We start from the raw sequence: 16,603 nt of genomic DNA, 5'->3' as shown, positions 1-16,603 counted from the left end.
TGAACTCTCCGAGCACGACAGGCCACCCACCCCCGGCTCCACCGCTGTAGAGACGCGGGCCACGCGAACCCAGCGCCTGCGTTGGCTGATCATCGTCGTGTTGGTGGTCGCGGTCATCGCGCTCGGGGTTGCGACACTTATCGCCACGGCGTAGACGCAGCATCAATCGCAGGCCCACGAGTTCGACGTCGAAGACCCGCCGACTCAAGCCCAGGATCACGATCGCGCGAACCCGACCGAATCAGACTTCTCAAGGCGGAGCGCAGCTGGACATGCAAACGCGAGAAACGTACGCTCGGTCGGCGGCAGTTCCGGACGTTTCCCAACCTGCCCGCAACCCCCGTTTGCGGCCGGTAACATCTACTCTCCACAGAGACCTGCGAGAACGTCGAGGTGATGCCGCATGACCACCTACTTCATGGTGGGGACGGTCCACGGGGGTTGGCATGGCCACGGAGCGCGGGAGATGCTCGACGACTGGATCGAAGCGGGTGAGTGGGTCTTGGGCTGGCACGACATGGAATCGGACCCGAGCTACCGAAAGCAGGCCCCGAACCTCGACCTCATGGAGCCCGGCGACGTGCTCGTCGCGAAGCAGATGAACAACGACTTCGCCACGATGCTCGTCAAAGCCATCGGAGTCGTGACAGAGCCTGCAACCGACGGACACCGGGTCGGTGTGGATTGGGTGCGCGACTTTCGATCAGCACCCGTCACGCTTCCGTCGTCGTACCGCCAAACCTTGACCAGGGTTTCCGACACACCTGCATCGAGAACGCTTATCAAGGACCACATTCTCCCGCTGATGTGTTGAGTGGCTGGCTTCTGCCTGCTGCCCCCGGCGTCACGGTGTGCCTCTAGCGCCGGGCCCGTCAGCCACGCCTGACAGTGCGGCGAACGCTCGTGCGTGATCCGAGTCGCCCAGGCCTGGTTCTCGGCACGTTCGACCGCGAAGCCTGCGGCAGAAGCGGGCGTCGGTGAAGTTCTACTCGTAGTGCGTCCACATCCTCAGCATGTGGACGACATGGCGCTCAGGGAGCACCTCATAGACAAGTCGGTGCTGGATATTGATGCGTCTTGAGTAGCAGCCCACGAGGTCGCCGACCAACTTCGCGTACTTGGGTGGCGTGGTGAACGGGTCCTGGGCCAGAACCTCCAGCAGGTGCTGCGCCTTCGTCTTCAGCCCTGAGGAGGCCAGCTTCTTGGCGTCCTTCTGGGCTTGGCGTGAGTACACCAGAGTCCAGGGACTCACCAGTCAAGCTCGGTCGAGCCCGCGTCGACGCCCTCCGCGCGGGCGCGCCGGATGGAATCGGCCAACCCCGGTACCGACTCAAGCAACAGCGTCTCCTGGATGGCGAGCCAGTCCTCCTCGCCGATAAGCACGGCGTTGCCACGCTGGCCGGTGATGGTCAGCGGCTCGGACTCCTCGTTGACCTGGTCGATCAACCGGTACAGATTCGCCCGGGCAGACGTTGCGCTTACAGCAGTCATGGAAACCACCTCCGCCCTAAGCGTACGTCATGACGTACGCTCAACCAAGGAGGGCAAGAAGCAGGACCTGAATCATTCAATCAGCACGGTGTGAATCAGACAGATTGCAGGCTCGCACATCGGCATGACAGTGCAGTGAAGAGTGTGGGGCGGGCCACGGCGCAGCAGTCGTCAATCTGGAGAGCCGTCTGGGACTCCTTGAGATTGAGGCTCAGCATTGCTGTGTGGAGTCCAGGACACCGAAAGTCCTGTCGACGTGCCACACCAGAGGCAGCCCGTCGGGGTTGGTGAGCTGGATCCACCGGTAGTCGGCATGCTCCTCAGCGCTCAGCCGCACGTCGGTGTCTTCATCGACGAGGTGCAGCCGAAATGTCACCGTGTGGAAGGTGACGTCGCGGCCCCCGGTGTCGCGGTTTCGGAAGTGCGAGACCTGCGGACCCATGGTGGCCCGAAGTCCAGTCTCCTCCAGGCACTCGCGAACTGCCGCCTCGCCCGGGGTCTCTCCCTCCTCTACGGTGCCCCCTGGGATGTCCCACCGTCCCCCGAGATAGCGACCGTCACGGCGGCGTAGAACGAGATAGGTGCCGTCGCGCTCGACGAGCCCATGTGCGATGAAGCGCTGCCTCTCTGTGGTCACGGGACGAATCCTGCCACCGGAAGCAGAGACCGCGCCTTGCGCGAGGCCCGCTCGGGCGGGACTGCGATTGAAGACCATCGGCGGGCCGTCCGTCGCAGACCAAGAAGACTCCACAAGACCTCTTGTGGGCGCCCCCTGCACCGGTGTATGCATGGTCTACACCGGTGTACGAAGTTTGGCCGAGGCTCGCCGGCGGGCTTCGGCGGCCGGTCCCGAAGGTGTGTGCCGTCTGCGCCGACGCGCCCTCACCTCCAGCAAGGAGCAGCACCGTCCCCACGCCTGTGTGGGCGGAACTCTTACCGAGAGGACTGATCGATGAGGATCGCATCGCTCAGGCGTAGATCACGTATCCGACGGGTGGTCGGTGCGGCACTTGCGGCCGCCGTGGTCTCCTCGGGCATCGCCGCGTCACCCGCGAACGCAGAGCCCGACCCGTGGGAGTCCCAGAGCGGGATCTACCACTACTTCACCGTCCCCAAGACCAGCGTGCCGTCCGGAGCGTGTGGCAACTCCACGGGCGCAGGCGCCGAGTTGGAGGGCAACATCGGTCCCTCCGGCACCTGGGCCGCCGTCGGCCTCGACGGGAGCGGCACCGACTGCCGGGCCAACATCGGCCCGATGAAGCCCGGGCTGTACTACTACCAGTACGTCGCCACCATGGCCGACCGCTCGAAGCAGCTCTTCCGCAACCCCGACAGGCCGGTCGACGTCACGTCCCACCCGTTCTGGAACACGTTGTTCGTCCCGGGTCCGGAGGTCGCATGGATGGACGACGTCGCTTCTGGCGGCGGGACTGTCGCCGAACTGGCCTACGGCACCGACCAGTCCGCCATGGTCTGGACACCCCCGGGTTACACCACCGACCGCGACGAGCCCTACCCGGTCCTCTACCTGCTCGCGGACGAGGGTCAGTCCTCCCGTGAGTGGCTGGAGCTCGGTCGGGCAGCCCAGGTCCTGGACAACCTCGCCGTCGCCGGCGAACTCGCTCCGATGGTGGTCGTCATGGCGGATCCGGGCGACGCGGACTACCGCACGGAGCTCCTCGACGGCATCATCCCCGCCGTCAAGAGCGACTACTACGTCTCCAGCAAGGTGAAGCAGGTCGGCATTGCCGGCATCGGCCGCGGCGCCGCGCAGGCGCTCGATTTGACGCTCACCGAGCCCGGGGTTTTCGGGTCCGTCGCCTCGCTGTCGGGCCACCTGCCCGACGGCTCGAGCGTCACGGCCGCGCAGGCCCGCAAGCTCAACTCGAAGATCGACCTCCTCCGCTTCTACGTGGGCAACACCCTCGACCGCAGCTACAACCCGACCTACGAGGCCATGCAGGCCTTCGAGCAGGCCGGACTGCGGTTCGAGTTCGACGGCGTGCACCCCGAGACGGGCGGCGTCTGGGACACCTGGCGCGAGAACCTTCGCGACTTCGCGGCGCGGGCCTTCCAGCCCAGCGTCAAGGACAAGGGCCCGAGCGTCGGCCACCGCGCGCTGACCGAGCCCTACGTCGCCCCGGCGACGGGAACCATCGGCACCCCGCACATCGACGCCAACGGCATGGTCACCTTCGAGACCGGAACCCAGTGGGCCAACGCGAAGGACGTTGTCATCTGGGGCGACTGGGCCCCGAACGGCCAGTGGTTCCGCATCCCGATGACGAAGGTGGGGGACAGGTGGCGCGCGACGATCGGCCCGATCGACGGCTACTACTACTGGCGCTACGAGGTCGACGGCGTCGGCCACCACGACCCGGCCGACACGACGAACGTCGCGAGCATCGAGAGCCAGCTGTACGTGCCCGGTGGGGTCCGGACGCCCCTGTTGGCCGACGTGCCCGCGGAGCGGGCGGGCGACGTCGCGACGCTGGAGTACACAGGGACCTTCGGTCCGTCGAAGCTCAAGGTCTGGACGCCGGTCGATTACGACCCGAGCCGCGTCGAGCCGTACCCGGTGCTGTACCTCTACCACGGCATGGGCCAGAACTACGCCTCGTGGACGGAGGTCGGCCGGGCCGCGCAGATCCTGGACAACCTCTACGCACGCGGCGACATCGGGCCGATGGTCGTCGTCATGCCCGGCTACCAGGGGGTCCCGTTCGACATCTGGGACGAGCTGGACGGGTACGTCATGCCCTTCGTCGGTTCGCAGTACAACGTCTCCGACGACCCGTCGCGGATGGCGCTGGCCGGCCTCTCGTGGGGCGGGTTCCTCACCCACAGCACGCTGGTCGACCATCCCGGTGAGTTCTCCCACTTCGGGATCTTCTCGCCGCCGTTCGCCTGGGCCAGCGTCGACCCCTCGACGCCGGGCGGGCAGGCCGCGGTCGAGTCCACCACACTGGTCTCCCTCTTCGCCGGCGACGTCGACTCCGGCGCCGTCCGAGCCATCAACGGCATGGAGGCCAACCTGACGGCCGCGGGGATCCCCACGGTCAAGCAGGTGATCCCGGGTCCGCACGGCTTCGACGTGTGGTGGGCGGGTCTGTCCGACTTCCTGCCGCGGATCTTCCAGCACTAGATCACCGAGTCCGGGAGACCCGGGTCAGCGGTCAATGACGTGTGGGGGCGGGCTGGTCTGCCCCCACACGGCGCGCTTCGGCAGGCGACACCGCAAGCCGAGCCGCAGTCGGTACCGGTTGGGGCTGTCTTGTAGCCTGACCAGCGAAATGGATGGGGTGTGAGAGCCTTGGCCCGCAGGAACAACGGATCCGTCACGATGCGCGACGTCGCGCACCGGGCAGGCGTGTCCTTGAAAACGGTCTCCAACGTGCTCAACGGCTACCAGTACATCCGGCCGGAGACGAAGGAACGGGTCAACGCCGCGATCGCGGAGCTCGGCTACCACATGAACGTCTCGGCTCGGAACCTGAGCCGCGGCCGGACCGGCGCCATCGCCCTGGTGCTGCCCGCCCTGCGCGGCGCCTACTTCGCCGAACTCGCAGACGCCGTCATGCACGAGGCGTCCAAGCTCGGCCTGACCGTGTTCATGGAGCAGACCAACAACGAGCGGGACCGCGAGCTCCGGGTGCTCGACGGCAGCTACCGCTCGCGATTCGACGGCGTGCTCTACTCGCCCCTGGCCCTCCGGCAGGAGGATGTCGCGCTGTTCGACGTCGACCTCCCGCTCGTGCTCCTCGGAGAGCGAGTCTTCGACGCCGGAGTCGACCACGTCACGATGAGCAACGTCGACGGAGCGCGAGCCGCCACCGATCACGTGCTGGACCTCGGCGCCCGGACCGTCGTGCCGCTGGGCGTCAAGGACGACCCCTCGCCCAGCAGCGGCACCCTGCGATTGCAGGGCTTCCGGGAGGCCCTCGCGGCCCGGGGCCTGGATGTCGACCCGCGGGCCCTCATCAGCACTCCGGACTACTTCCACCGCACGGGCGCCGAGACGATGGCCCGCATTCTCGACAGCGGCGTCGAGCCCGACGCCGTCGTGGCGTTCACGGACACGCTGGCCCTGGGCGCCCTGGCCGTTCTGCTGGACCGGGGGTACCGGGTCCCGGAGGACGTCCTCCTCATCGGGTTCGACAACATCGAGGAGTCGACGTACTCGCGCCCGCAGATCAGCACCATCGATCCCGGTCGTGAGCAGATCGCCACCCACGCGGTGGCGCTCCTGGCGGAGCGCATCCGATACAACATTGACGGCGTCCCGCGCGAGGACCAGCCGGCCCCGCGCCGCGTGGTTGTCGATTTCGAGCTGGTCCAACGCCAGTCCACCGCCCGCTGACAAGGCCCTCGACGTCGTTATCGAAATGTTGTGGTGGTCGGCCGACTCTGAGCTACACCGGTGTACTATACCGATGTAGATGACTGCGGGCGCGGCTCGGGGTCGCCGGGAATCGGAGCAGATTCACCGGAAACTACGTAGCGAAGGACACCACAATGACGAGGAAGTTCCGCGGCGCGGCGACAGCCATCGCCGCCAGCGCGTGCATCGCACTGATCGCCGGATGCTCGGGCGGCCAGGCGCCGAGCGCCAGCTCCACCACCGACGGCGCGTCCGCGCCGTCCGGCCCCATCACGATGACGATGTGGGACAACGCCACGACCGACGAGGGTAAGGCGTGGTCCGAGAACGTAATCAAGCAGTTCGAGGAGACGCACGAGGGCGTCACGGTCGAGATCCAGCACGTCCAGAACGAGGACTTCGACGGCAAGCTCCAGACCGCGCTCAACGCCAACGAGGCGCCCGACGTCTTCATGCAGCGCGGCGGCGGCAAGATGCGGGACATGGCGGCAGCCGGCCAGCTGCTCGACCTCATGGGCACCGCAGCCGACACCCCCGAGCTGCGCGAGGCGCTCGGTGAGGCCTACTTCGAGGCCAACACCGTCGACGGCAAGCTCTGGGCCGCGCCGCAGCTATTCCAGCCTGACGGCATCTGGTACAGCAAGGACCTGTTTGAGCAGGCCGGCATCACCGACACCCCCAAGACCGTCGACGACCTCTACGACGCCATCGACAAGCTGAAGGCGGCGGGCATCGCCCCCATCGCGCTCGGCGGCAAGGACGCGTGGCCGGCCGGGCACTGGTTCTACCTCTTCGCACTGCGCGAATGCAGCCCCGAGGCCATGGCAGCGGTCCAGGACTACGACTTCTCCGACCCGTGCTGGGTCAAGGCGGGCCAGGATGTCGCCGACCTCGCGGCCAAGGAACCCTTCAACGAGGGCTTCCTCTCCACCTCCGCACAGCAGGGCGCGACCAGCTCCGCCGGTCTCCTCGCCAACCACAAGGCCGCCATGGAGCTCATGGGCTCCTGGGAGGCAGGCGTCGTCGCGTCGCTGACGCCCGACGGCCAGCCGCTGGCCGACCTCGGCTGGTTCCCCTTCCCGACCGTTGAGGGGGGCCAGGGTGAACCCGGCGCGCTCATGGGCGGCGGCGGTGGCGGCGGCGGGTTCTCCTGCTCCGCGAACGCCCCCAAGGACCTGTGCGCTGACCTCCTCGGCCTCATGAACTCCGCTGAGAACCAGATCGGCTTCTACAAGGCGTTCAAGACCATCCCGCTGCACAAGGGCGCCAAGTCCGCAGTGACGGAGGAGTACAACATCCAGCAGCTCGACGCGATCGCCGAGGCCACCTACGTGTCCGACTTCCTCGACACGCTGCTCGGCCAGAACGTCGGCAATGCCCTCAACATCGCCGTCGTCGAACTGCTCGCCGGCAACACCGACGCCGAGGGCGTCGTCAAGGCGATGTCCGACGCTGCGGCGAAGGGCTGATCCTCCCCGTGATCTCCACACCGACTTGGGGTCACCATGAGTGACCAGACTCAGGTCGCCACACGGCTCGGGGCCGGTGCCGAAACGGCGCCGGCCCCGAGCCGCAGGCGAGGCGACATCCTGGGACGCCGCTGGCGGATGACCGCGGAGGTGGCGCTCCTGTCGCTGCCGGCGCTCGTGGTCTTCTCCACGTTCGTCATCCTCCCGGTCCTCATGGCTGCCTACTACGGCTTCTTCCGCTGGAAGGGCTACGGGCCGCCGGTGGACTTCGTCGGGCTGAGGAACTACCAGGTGATCCTGGGCGACCCGACGTTCCACGCGGCGCTGTGGCACAACCTCATCATCGTCGTGATGTCGCTGGTCCTCCAGGCCCCCGTCGCGATCGGCGTCGCGCTGCTGCTGAACCGCAAGATGCGCGGTCGCTCCATCATCCGGGTGCTCATCTTCGTGCCCTACGTGATCTCCGAGGTCATCGCCGGCATCGGGTGGGGACTCATGCTCCAGACCAACGGTGCCGTCAACGGCCTGCTGGAGAAGATCGGTCTGAGTGGGTTCAAGGCCGACTGGCTCTCCGACCCGGACCTCGCCATCTGGACCCTCATGATCATCATCACGTGGAAGTACTTCGGGTTCGCGACCATCATCATGCTCTCGGGCCTCCAAGGCATCCCGGACGAACTGCACGAGGCCGCCGCCATCGACCGGGCCTCGTACTGGCAGATCCAATGGCACATCACGCTGCCACTGCTCGGCCCGACGATCCGGATCTGGTCCTTCCTCTCGATCATCGGCGCGCTGCAACTGTTCGACCTCGTCTTCATCATCTGGGGCCAGTACGTCGCGCACACCGCGGGCACCTCCACGATGGCGACATACATGGTGGCGGAGGGGCGCATGGCTGGGAACTTCGGCTACGGCAACGCCGTCGCCGTCGTGCTCTTCCTCATCTCGCTCGTGGTCGCGCTCAGCTACCAGCGCTTCGTCCTGCGCCGCGACACCGAGGGCGCGCTGACCGGAGGGAACGGCTGATGACCGCATCCGCAACGACCACGAAGAACCGCGTCTCGCACGCCAGCGGTGGGTGGGGCAGCCCTTGGGTGTACCTGGTCGCATTCCTGCTCATCGGGCTCTGCATCGCGCCGGCGATCTACATCATCCTGGGCGGCTTCCGCACGAACTCCCAGATCATCATGGACCCGGTCGCGCTGCCCGACCCATGGGTGGTCAGCAACTACATCGACATCATTCTCGGCAACCTGTTCTGGCGTGAGCTCTGGAACTCCCTGGTGTGCGCCGTCGGGACGACCGTGGGCGTCGTGGTGCTCGGACTCATGGCGAGCTACGCGATCGCGCGCTACCCGTTCTTCGGGCGCGAGGCCATGTTCGCCTACTTCTCGGCCGGCCTGATGTTCCCGATGACCGTCGCCATCACGCCCCTCTACATCATGGTGCGCGACCTCGGCCTCATGAACTCGCACGCCGGCATCATCCTGCCGCAGATCGCGTTCGCCCTTCCGATGACGGTCATCATCCTCGTGCCCTTCCTCCGGGCGATCCCGAAGGAACTGGAGGAGGCGGCGTTCGTCGACGGGGCCGGCCGGCTCGGGTTCTTCGTCCGCATGGTGCTGCCGCTGTCGGCCTCGGGGGTGGTGACCGTCGGCGTCCTGTCGTTCGTCGCCAGCTGGAACTCCTACATGCTGCCCCTGTTCATCCTCAACGAGGAGGCGCTCTACACCCTCCCTCTGGGTGTGCAGGCGTTCGCATCACAGTGGTCCGTCGACACCGCGCGGGTGCTTGCCTTCGTGTCGCTGTCGATGATCCCGGCTCTGGTGTTCTTCTCCACCATGGAGAAGCGCATCGTCGGCGGGCTCACCGGCGCGGTCAAGGGCTGAGTAGGGTGGCGACCATGCAGTATCGACAGCTTGGAAAGACCGGCCTGAGCGTGTCCGACATCGGTTTCGGCGCCTGGGGCATCGGCGGAGGAGCCTGGGTTGGCGCTCAGGACGACGAGTCGCTCCGAGCGTTGGAGCGGTTCATCGAACTCGGCGGAACCTTCATCGACACCGCTCGCGGCTACGGGCGAAGTGAGGAGTTGGTCGGGAAGGTTCTGCGCCGCCACGCGGGCGAGGGGCTCGTCGTGGCGACGAAGGTGCCGCCGAAGAACGGCGAGTGGCCGGCCCGCCGCGGCGTCCCCGTGGAGCGGACGTTCCCTGGCGCGCACATCCGCGCCAGTCTTGAGGAGAGCCTTCGCGCGAGCGGACTCGAGGCCTTCGATGTGCTGCAGTTCCATGTGTGGAGCGACGAGTGGGTCGGCCAGGGCGACTGGCTGGAGACCATCGAATCGCTCAAGGACGAAGGCAAGATCCGCTTCTTCGGCGTCTCCATCAACGACTACGAACCCGAGCAGGGAGTCGCGCTGGTGCGCACCGGCACCGTCGACACGGTCCAGGTCATCTACAACGTCTTCCACCAGCAGCCCCAGGAGGAACTGCTTCCGGCCGCCCAGGAGCACGGCGTCGGGGTGATCGTGCGCGTCGCGCTCGACGAGGGCGGGCTGACGGGCCGCATCACCGCCGACACCCGGTTCGACCCTGAGGACTTCCGCTCTCACTACTTCGGCGGGGGACGGACCGTCGAGCTGGAACAGCACGTGACAGCGCTCACGACGGAGCTCGGCATCGACGCCGATGAGCTTCCAGACCGGGCTTTGCGGTTCGTGTTGGCTCACCCAGCGGTCTCGACGGTGATTGCGGGGATGCGGACGGTGCGCAACGTGGAGCGCAACGCGGCGACCAGCGACCGCGGCCCGCTGCCCGCGGACGAGCTGGGAATCCTGGAGCGTCACCGATGGGAGCGCGACTGGTACATCGAGCCTGGCAAGACCAGCCGGTTCGAGTAGCCGACGCTCCGGCTGATCCGTGCGTTCCACGCGGCTCGCCGGGGCCGTCGCCGAATCCCCACGCATTCCCTCGACAAGGTGCTCTCGAGGCAGACAGGAGGGCGCCACCGGCGCCACGCCACCGCGGACGCCGGTGATGCATGCAACGGCAACGGGGCGGCCCCGAGCCAGCGAGTGGCGGCGCGTCCGACGAACGACGATGCCGAGTGGTAGGTCTGGCGCGGACTACGGAGGACCGACTCCCCGCCTATCGCCAGACGGACTCGGGTACGGGCGCCGGCCGTGGGAGATCCCCCTCGCTGACTGAGGGGATCTTGGTCGGTGCGCCGCCCTCCGATTGCAGCACTGGTGACTATCGCGGTGGCATCGCCGCCTCGCCTGTGTCGACGAAGGAATGGTCATGGCAGATTCGGTGGGACGAGAGTGACGTCAGAGCGCCCGCATCTCATTCCCGCGCCGCGACACGCTGCATAGACTCCGGGAATGGCCTCCCGAAACGAACGCGTCTACGCGATGCCGCTGGCGTCGGTCTACCCCCTGTACGTCGAGAAGCTGGCGCGCAAGGGTCGCACCCAGGCCGAGTTGGACGAGGTCATCGCGTGGCTCACCGGGATCGAGGGTGAGGAACTCCGACGGCACCTCGCCGAGGAGACCTCCTTCCGTGACTTCTTCGCGGCCGCGACCCTCAACCCGAACGCCTCGCTCATCACGGGCGTCATCTGTGGCATGCGGGTCGAGGAGATCGAGGATCCGCTCATGCGCGACATCCGCTACCTCGACAAGCTCGTCGACGAGCTCGCCCGCGGCAAGGCTATGGCGAAGGTGCTGCGCGCCACAGCACCTACAGTCGGAGCATGACCCGGTTCGTCATCGACGCGAGAACGCTGCTGCAGCTCCTGGAGGGCGGCGGAACGGTGGCGCCAACCCATCAGCTGGTCGCTCCTGCCTCGATCCGTTCGCAGGTCATGGACCTACTGCTCCAGAGGGTCGAAGACGGAGAACTGACGGAGCGCGAAGCGCTCGCTCTCCACGACCGACTCACCGAGATGAAGCTTCGGCTTCTGAACGACCGCGTGAGCCGTCGCACGGCCTGGGACATCGCCCGGGCGCAGGGCTGGCCCACGACGCGTGACGCCGAGTGCATCGCGCTGGTCAAGCTCCAGGCCGACGCCCTCATCACGACAGATGCGGATCTGGCGGCAGCTGCGGTCGGTCTCGTACCTGTCGCCGGGGTCGAGAAGCTGTTCGCGACGTAGCCTGCGCGAGGCCGCTGTCCCTGCCCACGTGCCTCCTCGTGATGGGTCACCGGCTCTCGGAGGTGCAGGGGACTGCTCCTGAGGTGCGGTCCCCCCACTGCCTGCCGCGTCTGGCCTCGGACGCCGCTGACCGGGAGTAGTTTGGCAAGATGAGCCAAGCGCCCCCCGCTCAGCCAGCCTCGCCCCGCTGGCACCGCGTGCTCGGATACCTGGGGATCGCGGCCCACGTCGTGGTCGGCTACCTCTACCTGGTGGCAGGACTGGTGACGCCCGCCCCATGGCTCGTGGGGTTCCTTCTCGCCTGGGTGGCGCTCCTCGGCGTCGCCATCTGGCTCCTTAGTCGGCACCCCCACTGGGCCCCGGCGGTGCCTGTTGCGGCGCTCGTGCTGCTGGTCGGGGGAGTATCGCTCGGCGGGGCTCTGCTGGGCTGGACGGCGTAGCTGGCGGGGTGTCGATCGACTGAGAGGGGCCAATCATGTCCGACGTGATGACGCGCATCCGGGGCTTCGCCCGGCTGCCGTGGTGCTGCCGTCCGCCGGCGGCGCCATCCGGGCTGGGAGTCGTCGACGCTCCTGACTATTGGCCGTGGCCATCCGGTGGCGATCCCTCCGCGGAGCGCTGCTACGCGGTCGCGGCGGTATCGACCACCGGTCTGGAGGGCCCGATGTCGCCGGTGGCCTGCGCCACGCCGCTGTAACCAGATCTCGGCGACGGGCGCCGTCGCGCTGGTCATCCTGTCGCCGGTGCATCCCGTGGGAGCACACTGGTGCCATGACGTCGCCCGAACCCGCTCGCGAGGGCTGATCCAATGCCGCTGGACGGTGCGACAGGAGCTGACCTCGACGGGCGGATCGCTGAGTGGCGCGCATGGCTGACCCGACGGGGCGCCGCGGCACCTGATGTCAACGCCCTGGAGGAGCGGCTCCGCTCCCATGCCGAGGATCTCGCCTTGGCGGGTCTTTCGGCGGACGAGGCGTTCCTGATCGCCGCGACGCGCCTCGCGTCAGAGGACGCGCTGACACGCGACTGGGCCCGAGGCCAGCAGAACTCCTTGGTCAGCCGCCTCCTCGTGGCGGGGGACGACTCGATCAGAACCACGCGGCGCGCAATGGTGGTGGGTGTCGCCATTGCTACGGTGGGCGCCTTCTTCGCCGTCGCGGCCGTGGTCGCCAACATCTACCCGTTCCCCGGTGCGACCGAGACCTCCGCGACCGAGATCCTCCTCGTGGTGCACCTTCCGGTCCTGCTGTGGTTCGTCGTCGGGCTGGCGCACGCCGGTACCCGCTGGCGGCAGAGCGACGCGCGGATGGATGCCGTCAGGTTCACGGGGGAGTGGGCGATCTACTTCGCGCTCATCGCCCTGGGCGGCGGGGTGCTCGTGGGGCTGTCGGTCGCCGTCTTCTCCGCCATCCGTCTCGAGGTCGAGGACGTCGTCGTGGAATGGGTGTTGCCCTTCGGCGCCGCGGGTGCCGTGATCGTGGCCGCGCTGTTGGTGGAGGCGAAGAGGTCGGTCATCGAGAACATCGCCCCGGTACTCACCAAGCTGTTCACGCCCCTGTTCGCTCTCCTCCTCCTGGCTTTCCTCGGGGCCATGGCCTGGACTCGCACCGTGGACATCGACCGCGAGGTCCTCATCATCTTCGATCTCCTGCTCGTCGTCGTCCTCGCTCTGGCCCTGTTCTCCATGTCAGCCAGAGGCCCGGGGGCCCCGCCTGGGGCCTTCGACAGGCTGCAGTTGGTGCTCGTCGTCAGCGCCCTCGTCGTCGACGCTGTCGGGCTGAGCGCCATGGTGAGCCGCATCGCGTTGTGGGGGCCGAGCCCGAACAAGCTGGTGGCCTTGGGCCTCAACATTGTCCTGTTCATCAACCTCGCGTGGCTCGCCTGGATGTTGCTCGGCTTCCTTCGTCGACGGCGCACGCATGCCTCGCTCGAGCGCTGGCAGATGGCCTACCTGCCGATCTACGCCGCGTGGGCGGCCATCGTCGTGGTGGTCGTGCCGCCGGTCTTCGGCTTCGCCTAGGGGTCGCCGAAAGTAGATTCTCGTGTCACCCATCGGGCACGGTCTGATCCAGGCCCTGTTCCTGGAGTGTCCGGCTTCCTAGTGTTCTCCCGCGGACGACTCGTCATCAGGACTGTCACCGTCGCGGCTCCGCGGATTCGCCATACCGGTGTCAGCCAGGGACGCTGCTGCGATCGTTCGGTCTCACCAGGCCATCACGTCGTATCCCTCCCACACGAGAGAGACCCTTCGATGATAGAAACCAGATCAGTGTCCAAGCAGCTCGGGGGCAAGCAGGTCCTCGCCGACGTATCGTTGACAGCGGAGGACGGCCACGTGACCGGCTTCGTCGGTCCCAATGGCGCCGGGAAGACCACACTCATGAAGATCGTGGCATGCCTGATCCCCGCGGACTCGGGCGCCGCCGCCGTCAACGGCCGGCCCTTCTCCGACGCGCTGGTCCCCGCCCGCACTCTCGGCGTCTACTTGAGTGGCGAATGGCTCCCCGCACGTCGCTCCGGAGAGGATCATCTCCGGTTCGTCTGTGAGACCCAGGGGTTCCCGACGACGCGGGTCCGGCCGATGTTGGAAACAGTCGGTCTGTGGGGCGCCCACCGAAGAGAGATCCGCACCTACTCCCTCGGCATGCGACAGCGTCTGGGGATCGCTGCCGCGTTGATCGGTGACCCGGCCAACATCATGCTCGACGAGCCGGTGAACGGGCTCGACCCCAACGGAGTGATCTGGCTCCGCCGGCTGCTGAGAGAGCAGGCCGCCTGCGGGAAGGCGGTTCTGCTGTCCTCCCACCTGATGACGGAGCTTGAGCTGGTGGCCGATCGGATCGTCATGCTGCACGAGGGCAAGGTCGTCCGCGCGGGAACATTGGCCGAACTGGCCAGCCACACGGCGGACTCTGAGGTCTACATCGCGTCGCCGGACCTCGGAGCTGTGGTGGAGCTGCTCTGCGCGCAGGGGCTCAGTACGCGGCCGGAAGGCGATGGAGCACTCGTGGCAGGCGCACGCGCCGAGCGGGTTGGCCAGATTGTGTTCGGCGCCGGACTGTCCCTGTCGCACCTTGCCCCGCGCATCCACTCCTTGGAGGATCTGTTCCTGTCCTCCACCACGTCCGACCGCAAGCAGGAGGAGGCCGCATGAGTCCGCACGTCATCGATCAGGTGGCCGCGCAGCGGTGGTCCACCGTCGTGGGGAGCGAAGTGCGCCGCCACCTCGGCTCTCGGAGGTTCCGCGCCAGGATGGCTGTCATCGTCGGACTCGGGGTGCTCGCTGGCCTGGGTGCCCTGGCCTTCGTCGCGGCCTTCGACCCACGGGGCGCCGAGGGCGCCGCAGGATCAGCTCCGGTCGCTGTGGAGACGGCCGCTGGCGTCGTCGCAGTCCTTGCTGGCCTGGCGGCGCTGTCCTCGGCCGCGGCGGAGACAACTGACGGAACGGTTCTCAGCTCGTTGCTGGTCGTTCCGAACCGCCTACGACTCCTGACCGCCCGCGCCGTCGCACTCATGATGACCGGCGCCGTGGCAGGCCTGCTGGCGGCGGGTCTCGTGTTGGGCGGCGGCTTCGCAATCTCGGGCGGGACCGGGATCGACGTCCGCTTGGCGGCGATGTCGATGGTGGCCGCGGCGCTGGTCGTGCCCCTCACCGCTCTGCTCGGGTTCCTCACCGGCACGCTCGCGCGTCGTGGGGCCGCTGCTATGGCGGTCGCGATGGGTGCGCTGCTCGTGCTGCCGCTCGCTATCGGTGCCGCCCAGCTCGCGGCACCGCCGGCGCTCACGCCGCTCCTCAGCTTCGCCCTCGCCGCCACACCGGGCGTTGCTGTCATGCAGGCGCTGAGCGTGACCTCCAGCCAACCGGGGGCGCTGCCCGTGTTCGTGATGGGTCTGGGGATGCTCGCGGCCTGGATCGTCATCGTCGCGGCGGCGGCGCACGCCCGATTCCGCCGCGAGGGCCACAATGCGTAAGTCTCCACTCTCCGAAAGGTCTGTCATGCACCGCACCACCGCTGTTGTTCTCGGTCTCGTCCTCCTCGGCCTAGGGCTGGCACTCCTCGCCTATCGCACCCAGGGTGGCGCCGAGCTCGCCGAACCGCTGCCCATCGTGATCACCATCGGGGCGGTGGCCGCTATCCTGGGTGGCCTTGGTGCCCTCAGTAGGGCGATCCGCTCGAACGGCGCCATCAGGAAGGACTGAGCTCATGATCGTGGCCACACCCGTCACCGAGGAAGGTCAATCCGCCCACGCGTGGGGACGGGCGCACTGGGTCGGCGTGGCCGACGTGCGTGACGGCGACGTCGCGGACTGGACTGTCCACGAGGTGCGGTGGGACGAGTCCCACGACGCGGGCACGCATGGTTCGCACCACGCCCGGGTCGTGCGGTTCCTCAAGGAGCAGGGCGTCGAGGCCGTCGTGGTCGACCACATGGGGGAGGGCATGGCCCGCATGTTGCACACCATGGGAATCCCGATCCTGGCGGCCTCGCCCGGCGACGCTCGGGAATCGATCCTGGCGGCCACTGCGCGCTGAGGGAAACACCGGGTCACGCCGGGGCTCAGCCCTGCGCGGTCGTAGCGGTCAACGCCTACATCGCCTCAGGCCGGGAGCGATCGCGCTTGGCCTCGCCGCGTCGCCGTTTGGCGGCCAGCCGGCGCTCAACCGAGCCCTTCGTCGGCCGGGTGCGCCGCCGCGGTGGCGACGGCGGCGCAAGCCCCTCGCGGAGGATGGCAGCCAGTCGATCCCGGGCGTCGATCCGGTTCTGACGCTGTGATCGGGTCGCGGTGGACACCACCGTGACGACCGGACCCGCGAGCCGCGTGCGCAGCCGGTGCAGCAGTCGATCACGTTGCGTCTCGTCCAGCACGGACGAGGCTGCGATGTCGAACGACAACTGCACACGCGAGTCGGCGGTGTTGACGCCCTGGCCTCCAGGCCCGGACGAGTGCGAGTATCGCTCGATCAGTTCGCTTGCGGGCACGACTAGGCCAGCGGGCAGTCCAGGCCCGGGCGGTATCCGCAGGTCGCTCACCCGACCAGACTAGGTGAGATTCCCCCGGCAGGGATCTCACGGACTCCACCGCCTAGTTGGTAGAACTCGGCTG

The 16,603-nt window shown here is 67.6% G+C and carries 20 protein-coding genes; 16 read left to right on the top strand and 4 right to left on the bottom strand.

Features of this window, described 5'->3' with window-relative positions; translation table 11 throughout:
* Nucleotides 1-403: 403 nt before the first annotated feature.
* On the top strand, nt 404-814 hold the full coding sequence (locus BCR15_RS02140) for a hypothetical protein (protein WP_068749974.1): 411 nt from the start codon (nt 404-406) through the stop codon (nt 812-814).
* A 171-nt stretch (nt 815-985) separates the two neighbouring features.
* On the opposite strand, the gene BCR15_RS02135 is transcribed toward BCR15_RS02140, so the two are convergent.
* The 3 genes from BCR15_RS02135 to BCR15_RS02125 form a co-directional block, all read right to left on the bottom strand.
* Nucleotides 986-1,252, bottom strand: a complete 267-nt coding sequence (locus tag BCR15_RS02135; RefSeq protein WP_068749972.1) for a Txe/YoeB family addiction module toxin — start codon at nt 1,250-1,252, stop codon at nt 986-988.
* Nucleotides 1,249-1,491, bottom strand: coding sequence for a type II toxin-antitoxin system Phd/YefM family antitoxin (locus tag BCR15_RS02130; protein ID WP_068749970.1), 243 nt, complete (start codon nt 1,489-1,491; stop codon nt 1,249-1,251). Before BCR15_RS02130 ends, BCR15_RS02135 begins: the two co-directional genes overlap by 4 nt.
* 211 nt (nt 1,492-1,702) lie before the next feature.
* Nucleotides 1,703-2,128, bottom strand: coding sequence for an NUDIX hydrolase (locus BCR15_RS02125; RefSeq protein WP_068749968.1), 426 nt, complete (start codon nt 2,126-2,128; stop codon nt 1,703-1,705).
* Nucleotides 2,129-2,443: 315 nt separating this feature from the next.
* On the opposite strand from BCR15_RS02125, the gene BCR15_RS02120 reads away from it, so the two are divergent.
* The 15 genes from BCR15_RS02120 to BCR15_RS02055 all read left to right on the top strand — a co-directional run bounded on the left by BCR15_RS02120 (nt 2,444) and on the right by BCR15_RS02055 (nt 16,031).
* Entirely contained in the window at nt 2,444-4,636 is a 2,193-nt protein-coding gene (locus BCR15_RS02120) for an alpha/beta hydrolase-fold protein (RefSeq protein WP_068749966.1), read from the top strand.
* 159 nt (nt 4,637-4,795) lie between these two features.
* On the top strand, nt 4,796-5,851 hold the full coding sequence (locus BCR15_RS02115; RefSeq protein ID WP_256094427.1) for a LacI family DNA-binding transcriptional regulator: 1,056 nt from the start codon (nt 4,796-4,798) through the stop codon (nt 5,849-5,851).
* 155 nt (nt 5,852-6,006) lie between these two features.
* Entirely contained in the window at nt 6,007-7,341 is a 1,335-nt protein-coding gene (locus tag BCR15_RS02110) for an ABC transporter substrate-binding protein (protein ID WP_068749962.1), read from the top strand.
* 36 nt (nt 7,342-7,377) lie between these two features.
* Complete coding sequence (locus BCR15_RS02105; RefSeq protein ID WP_068749960.1) at nt 7,378-8,370, top strand: carbohydrate ABC transporter permease; 993 nt, start codon at nt 7,378-7,380, stop codon at nt 8,368-8,370.
* Complete coding sequence (locus BCR15_RS02100) at nt 8,370-9,233, top strand: carbohydrate ABC transporter permease (protein ID WP_068749958.1); 864 nt, start codon at nt 8,370-8,372, stop codon at nt 9,231-9,233. The genes BCR15_RS02105 and BCR15_RS02100 overlap by 1 nt, the downstream gene beginning before the upstream one ends.
* Nucleotides 9,234-9,247: 14 nt before the next feature.
* A complete protein-coding gene (locus BCR15_RS02095; RefSeq protein WP_068749956.1) occupies nt 9,248-10,240 on the top strand; it encodes an aldo/keto reductase in 993 nt (330 codons plus the stop codon).
* A 483-nt stretch (nt 10,241-10,723) separates the two neighbouring features.
* The gene (locus BCR15_RS02090; RefSeq protein ID WP_068749954.1) at nt 10,724-11,098 is read left to right on the top strand and encodes a DUF2200 domain-containing protein; all 375 of its coding nucleotides are present in this window, start codon (nt 10,724-10,726) and stop codon (nt 11,096-11,098) included.
* Nucleotides 11,095-11,496 carry a hypothetical protein gene (locus BCR15_RS02085; protein WP_068749952.1) on the top strand — a complete coding sequence of 134 codons (402 nt, stop codon included), beginning with the start codon at nt 11,095-11,097 and terminating at the stop codon, nt 11,494-11,496. The genes BCR15_RS02090 and BCR15_RS02085 overlap by 4 nt, the downstream gene beginning before the upstream one ends.
* A gap of 149 nt (nt 11,497-11,645) precedes the next feature.
* Entirely contained in the window at nt 11,646-11,936 is a 291-nt protein-coding gene (locus BCR15_RS02080) for a hypothetical protein (protein ID WP_141679993.1), read from the top strand.
* Nucleotides 11,937-11,971: 35 nt separating this feature from the next.
* A complete protein-coding gene (locus tag BCR15_RS14560) occupies nt 11,972-12,193 on the top strand; it encodes a hypothetical protein (RefSeq protein WP_078919990.1) in 222 nt (73 codons plus the stop codon).
* A 111-nt stretch (nt 12,194-12,304) separates the two neighbouring features.
* A complete protein-coding gene (locus BCR15_RS02075) occupies nt 12,305-13,516 on the top strand; it encodes a hypothetical protein (protein WP_068749947.1) in 1,212 nt (403 codons plus the stop codon).
* A 249-nt stretch (nt 13,517-13,765) separates the two neighbouring features.
* Nucleotides 13,766-14,650, top strand: coding sequence for an ABC transporter ATP-binding protein (locus tag BCR15_RS02070; protein WP_176715168.1), 885 nt, complete (start codon nt 13,766-13,768; stop codon nt 14,648-14,650).
* On the top strand, nt 14,647-15,468 hold the full coding sequence (locus BCR15_RS02065) for an ABC transporter permease subunit (protein ID WP_068749944.1): 822 nt from the start codon (nt 14,647-14,649) through the stop codon (nt 15,466-15,468). Before BCR15_RS02070 ends, BCR15_RS02065 begins: the two co-directional genes overlap by 4 nt.
* 25 nt (nt 15,469-15,493) lie before the next feature.
* On the top strand, nt 15,494-15,697 hold the full coding sequence (locus BCR15_RS02060) for a hypothetical protein (protein ID WP_068749942.1): 204 nt from the start codon (nt 15,494-15,496) through the stop codon (nt 15,695-15,697).
* 4 nt (nt 15,698-15,701) lie between these two features.
* Entirely contained in the window at nt 15,702-16,031 is a 330-nt protein-coding gene (locus BCR15_RS02055) for a NifB/NifX family molybdenum-iron cluster-binding protein (RefSeq protein ID WP_068749940.1), read from the top strand.
* A 55-nt stretch (nt 16,032-16,086) separates the two neighbouring features.
* On the opposite strand, the gene arfB is transcribed toward BCR15_RS02055, so the two are convergent.
* Nucleotides 16,087-16,530 (bottom strand): alternative ribosome rescue aminoacyl-tRNA hydrolase ArfB, encoded by a 444-nt coding sequence (gene arfB, locus BCR15_RS02050; RefSeq protein ID WP_068749938.1) that lies wholly within the window; start codon nt 16,528-16,530, stop codon nt 16,087-16,089.
* Between the last annotated feature and the right edge of the window lie 73 nt (nt 16,531-16,603).

The sequence above is a fragment of the Tessaracoccus lapidicaptus genome, from assembly GCF_001693815.1.
In the GTDB taxonomy this organism is placed as follows: Bacteria; Actinomycetota; Actinomycetes; order Propionibacteriales; family Propionibacteriaceae; genus Arachnia; species Arachnia lapidicapta.
The sequence above is the reverse complement of the archived record's forward strand: the minus strand, read 5'-3'. Positions and strand labels throughout refer to the sequence as shown.

Coding starts and splice junctions, on each gene's coding strand:
- BCR15_RS02140 (WP_068749974.1), top strand. CDS start 404: ATGACCACCTACTTCATGGTGGGGACGGTCCACGGGGGTTGGCATGGC.
- BCR15_RS02130 (WP_068749970.1), bottom strand. CDS start 1,491: ATGACTGCTGTAAGCGCAACGTCTGCCCGGGCGAATCTGTACCGGTTG.
- BCR15_RS02120 (WP_068749966.1), top strand. CDS start 2,444: ATGAGGATCGCATCGCTCAGGCGTAGATCACGTATCCGACGGGTGGTC.
- BCR15_RS02110 (WP_068749962.1), top strand. CDS start 6,007: ATGACGAGGAAGTTCCGCGGCGCGGCGACAGCCATCGCCGCCAGCGCG.
- BCR15_RS02105 (WP_068749960.1), top strand. CDS start 7,378: ATGAGTGACCAGACTCAGGTCGCCACACGGCTCGGGGCCGGTGCCGAA.
- BCR15_RS02100 (WP_068749958.1), top strand. CDS start 8,370: ATGACCGCATCCGCAACGACCACGAAGAACCGCGTCTCGCACGCCAGC.
- BCR15_RS02095 (WP_068749956.1), top strand. CDS start 9,248: ATGCAGTATCGACAGCTTGGAAAGACCGGCCTGAGCGTGTCCGACATC.
- BCR15_RS02090 (WP_068749954.1), top strand. CDS start 10,724: ATGGCCTCCCGAAACGAACGCGTCTACGCGATGCCGCTGGCGTCGGTC.
- BCR15_RS02085 (WP_068749952.1), top strand. CDS start 11,095: ATGACCCGGTTCGTCATCGACGCGAGAACGCTGCTGCAGCTCCTGGAG.
- BCR15_RS02080 (WP_141679993.1), top strand. CDS start 11,646: ATGAGCCAAGCGCCCCCCGCTCAGCCAGCCTCGCCCCGCTGGCACCGC.
- BCR15_RS14560 (WP_078919990.1), top strand. CDS start 11,972: ATGTCCGACGTGATGACGCGCATCCGGGGCTTCGCCCGGCTGCCGTGG.
- BCR15_RS02075 (WP_068749947.1), top strand. CDS start 12,305: ATGCCGCTGGACGGTGCGACAGGAGCTGACCTCGACGGGCGGATCGCT.
- BCR15_RS02065 (WP_068749944.1), top strand. CDS start 14,647: ATGAGTCCGCACGTCATCGATCAGGTGGCCGCGCAGCGGTGGTCCACC.
- BCR15_RS02060 (WP_068749942.1), top strand. CDS start 15,494: ATGCACCGCACCACCGCTGTTGTTCTCGGTCTCGTCCTCCTCGGCCTA.
- BCR15_RS02055 (WP_068749940.1), top strand. CDS start 15,702: ATGATCGTGGCCACACCCGTCACCGAGGAAGGTCAATCCGCCCACGCG.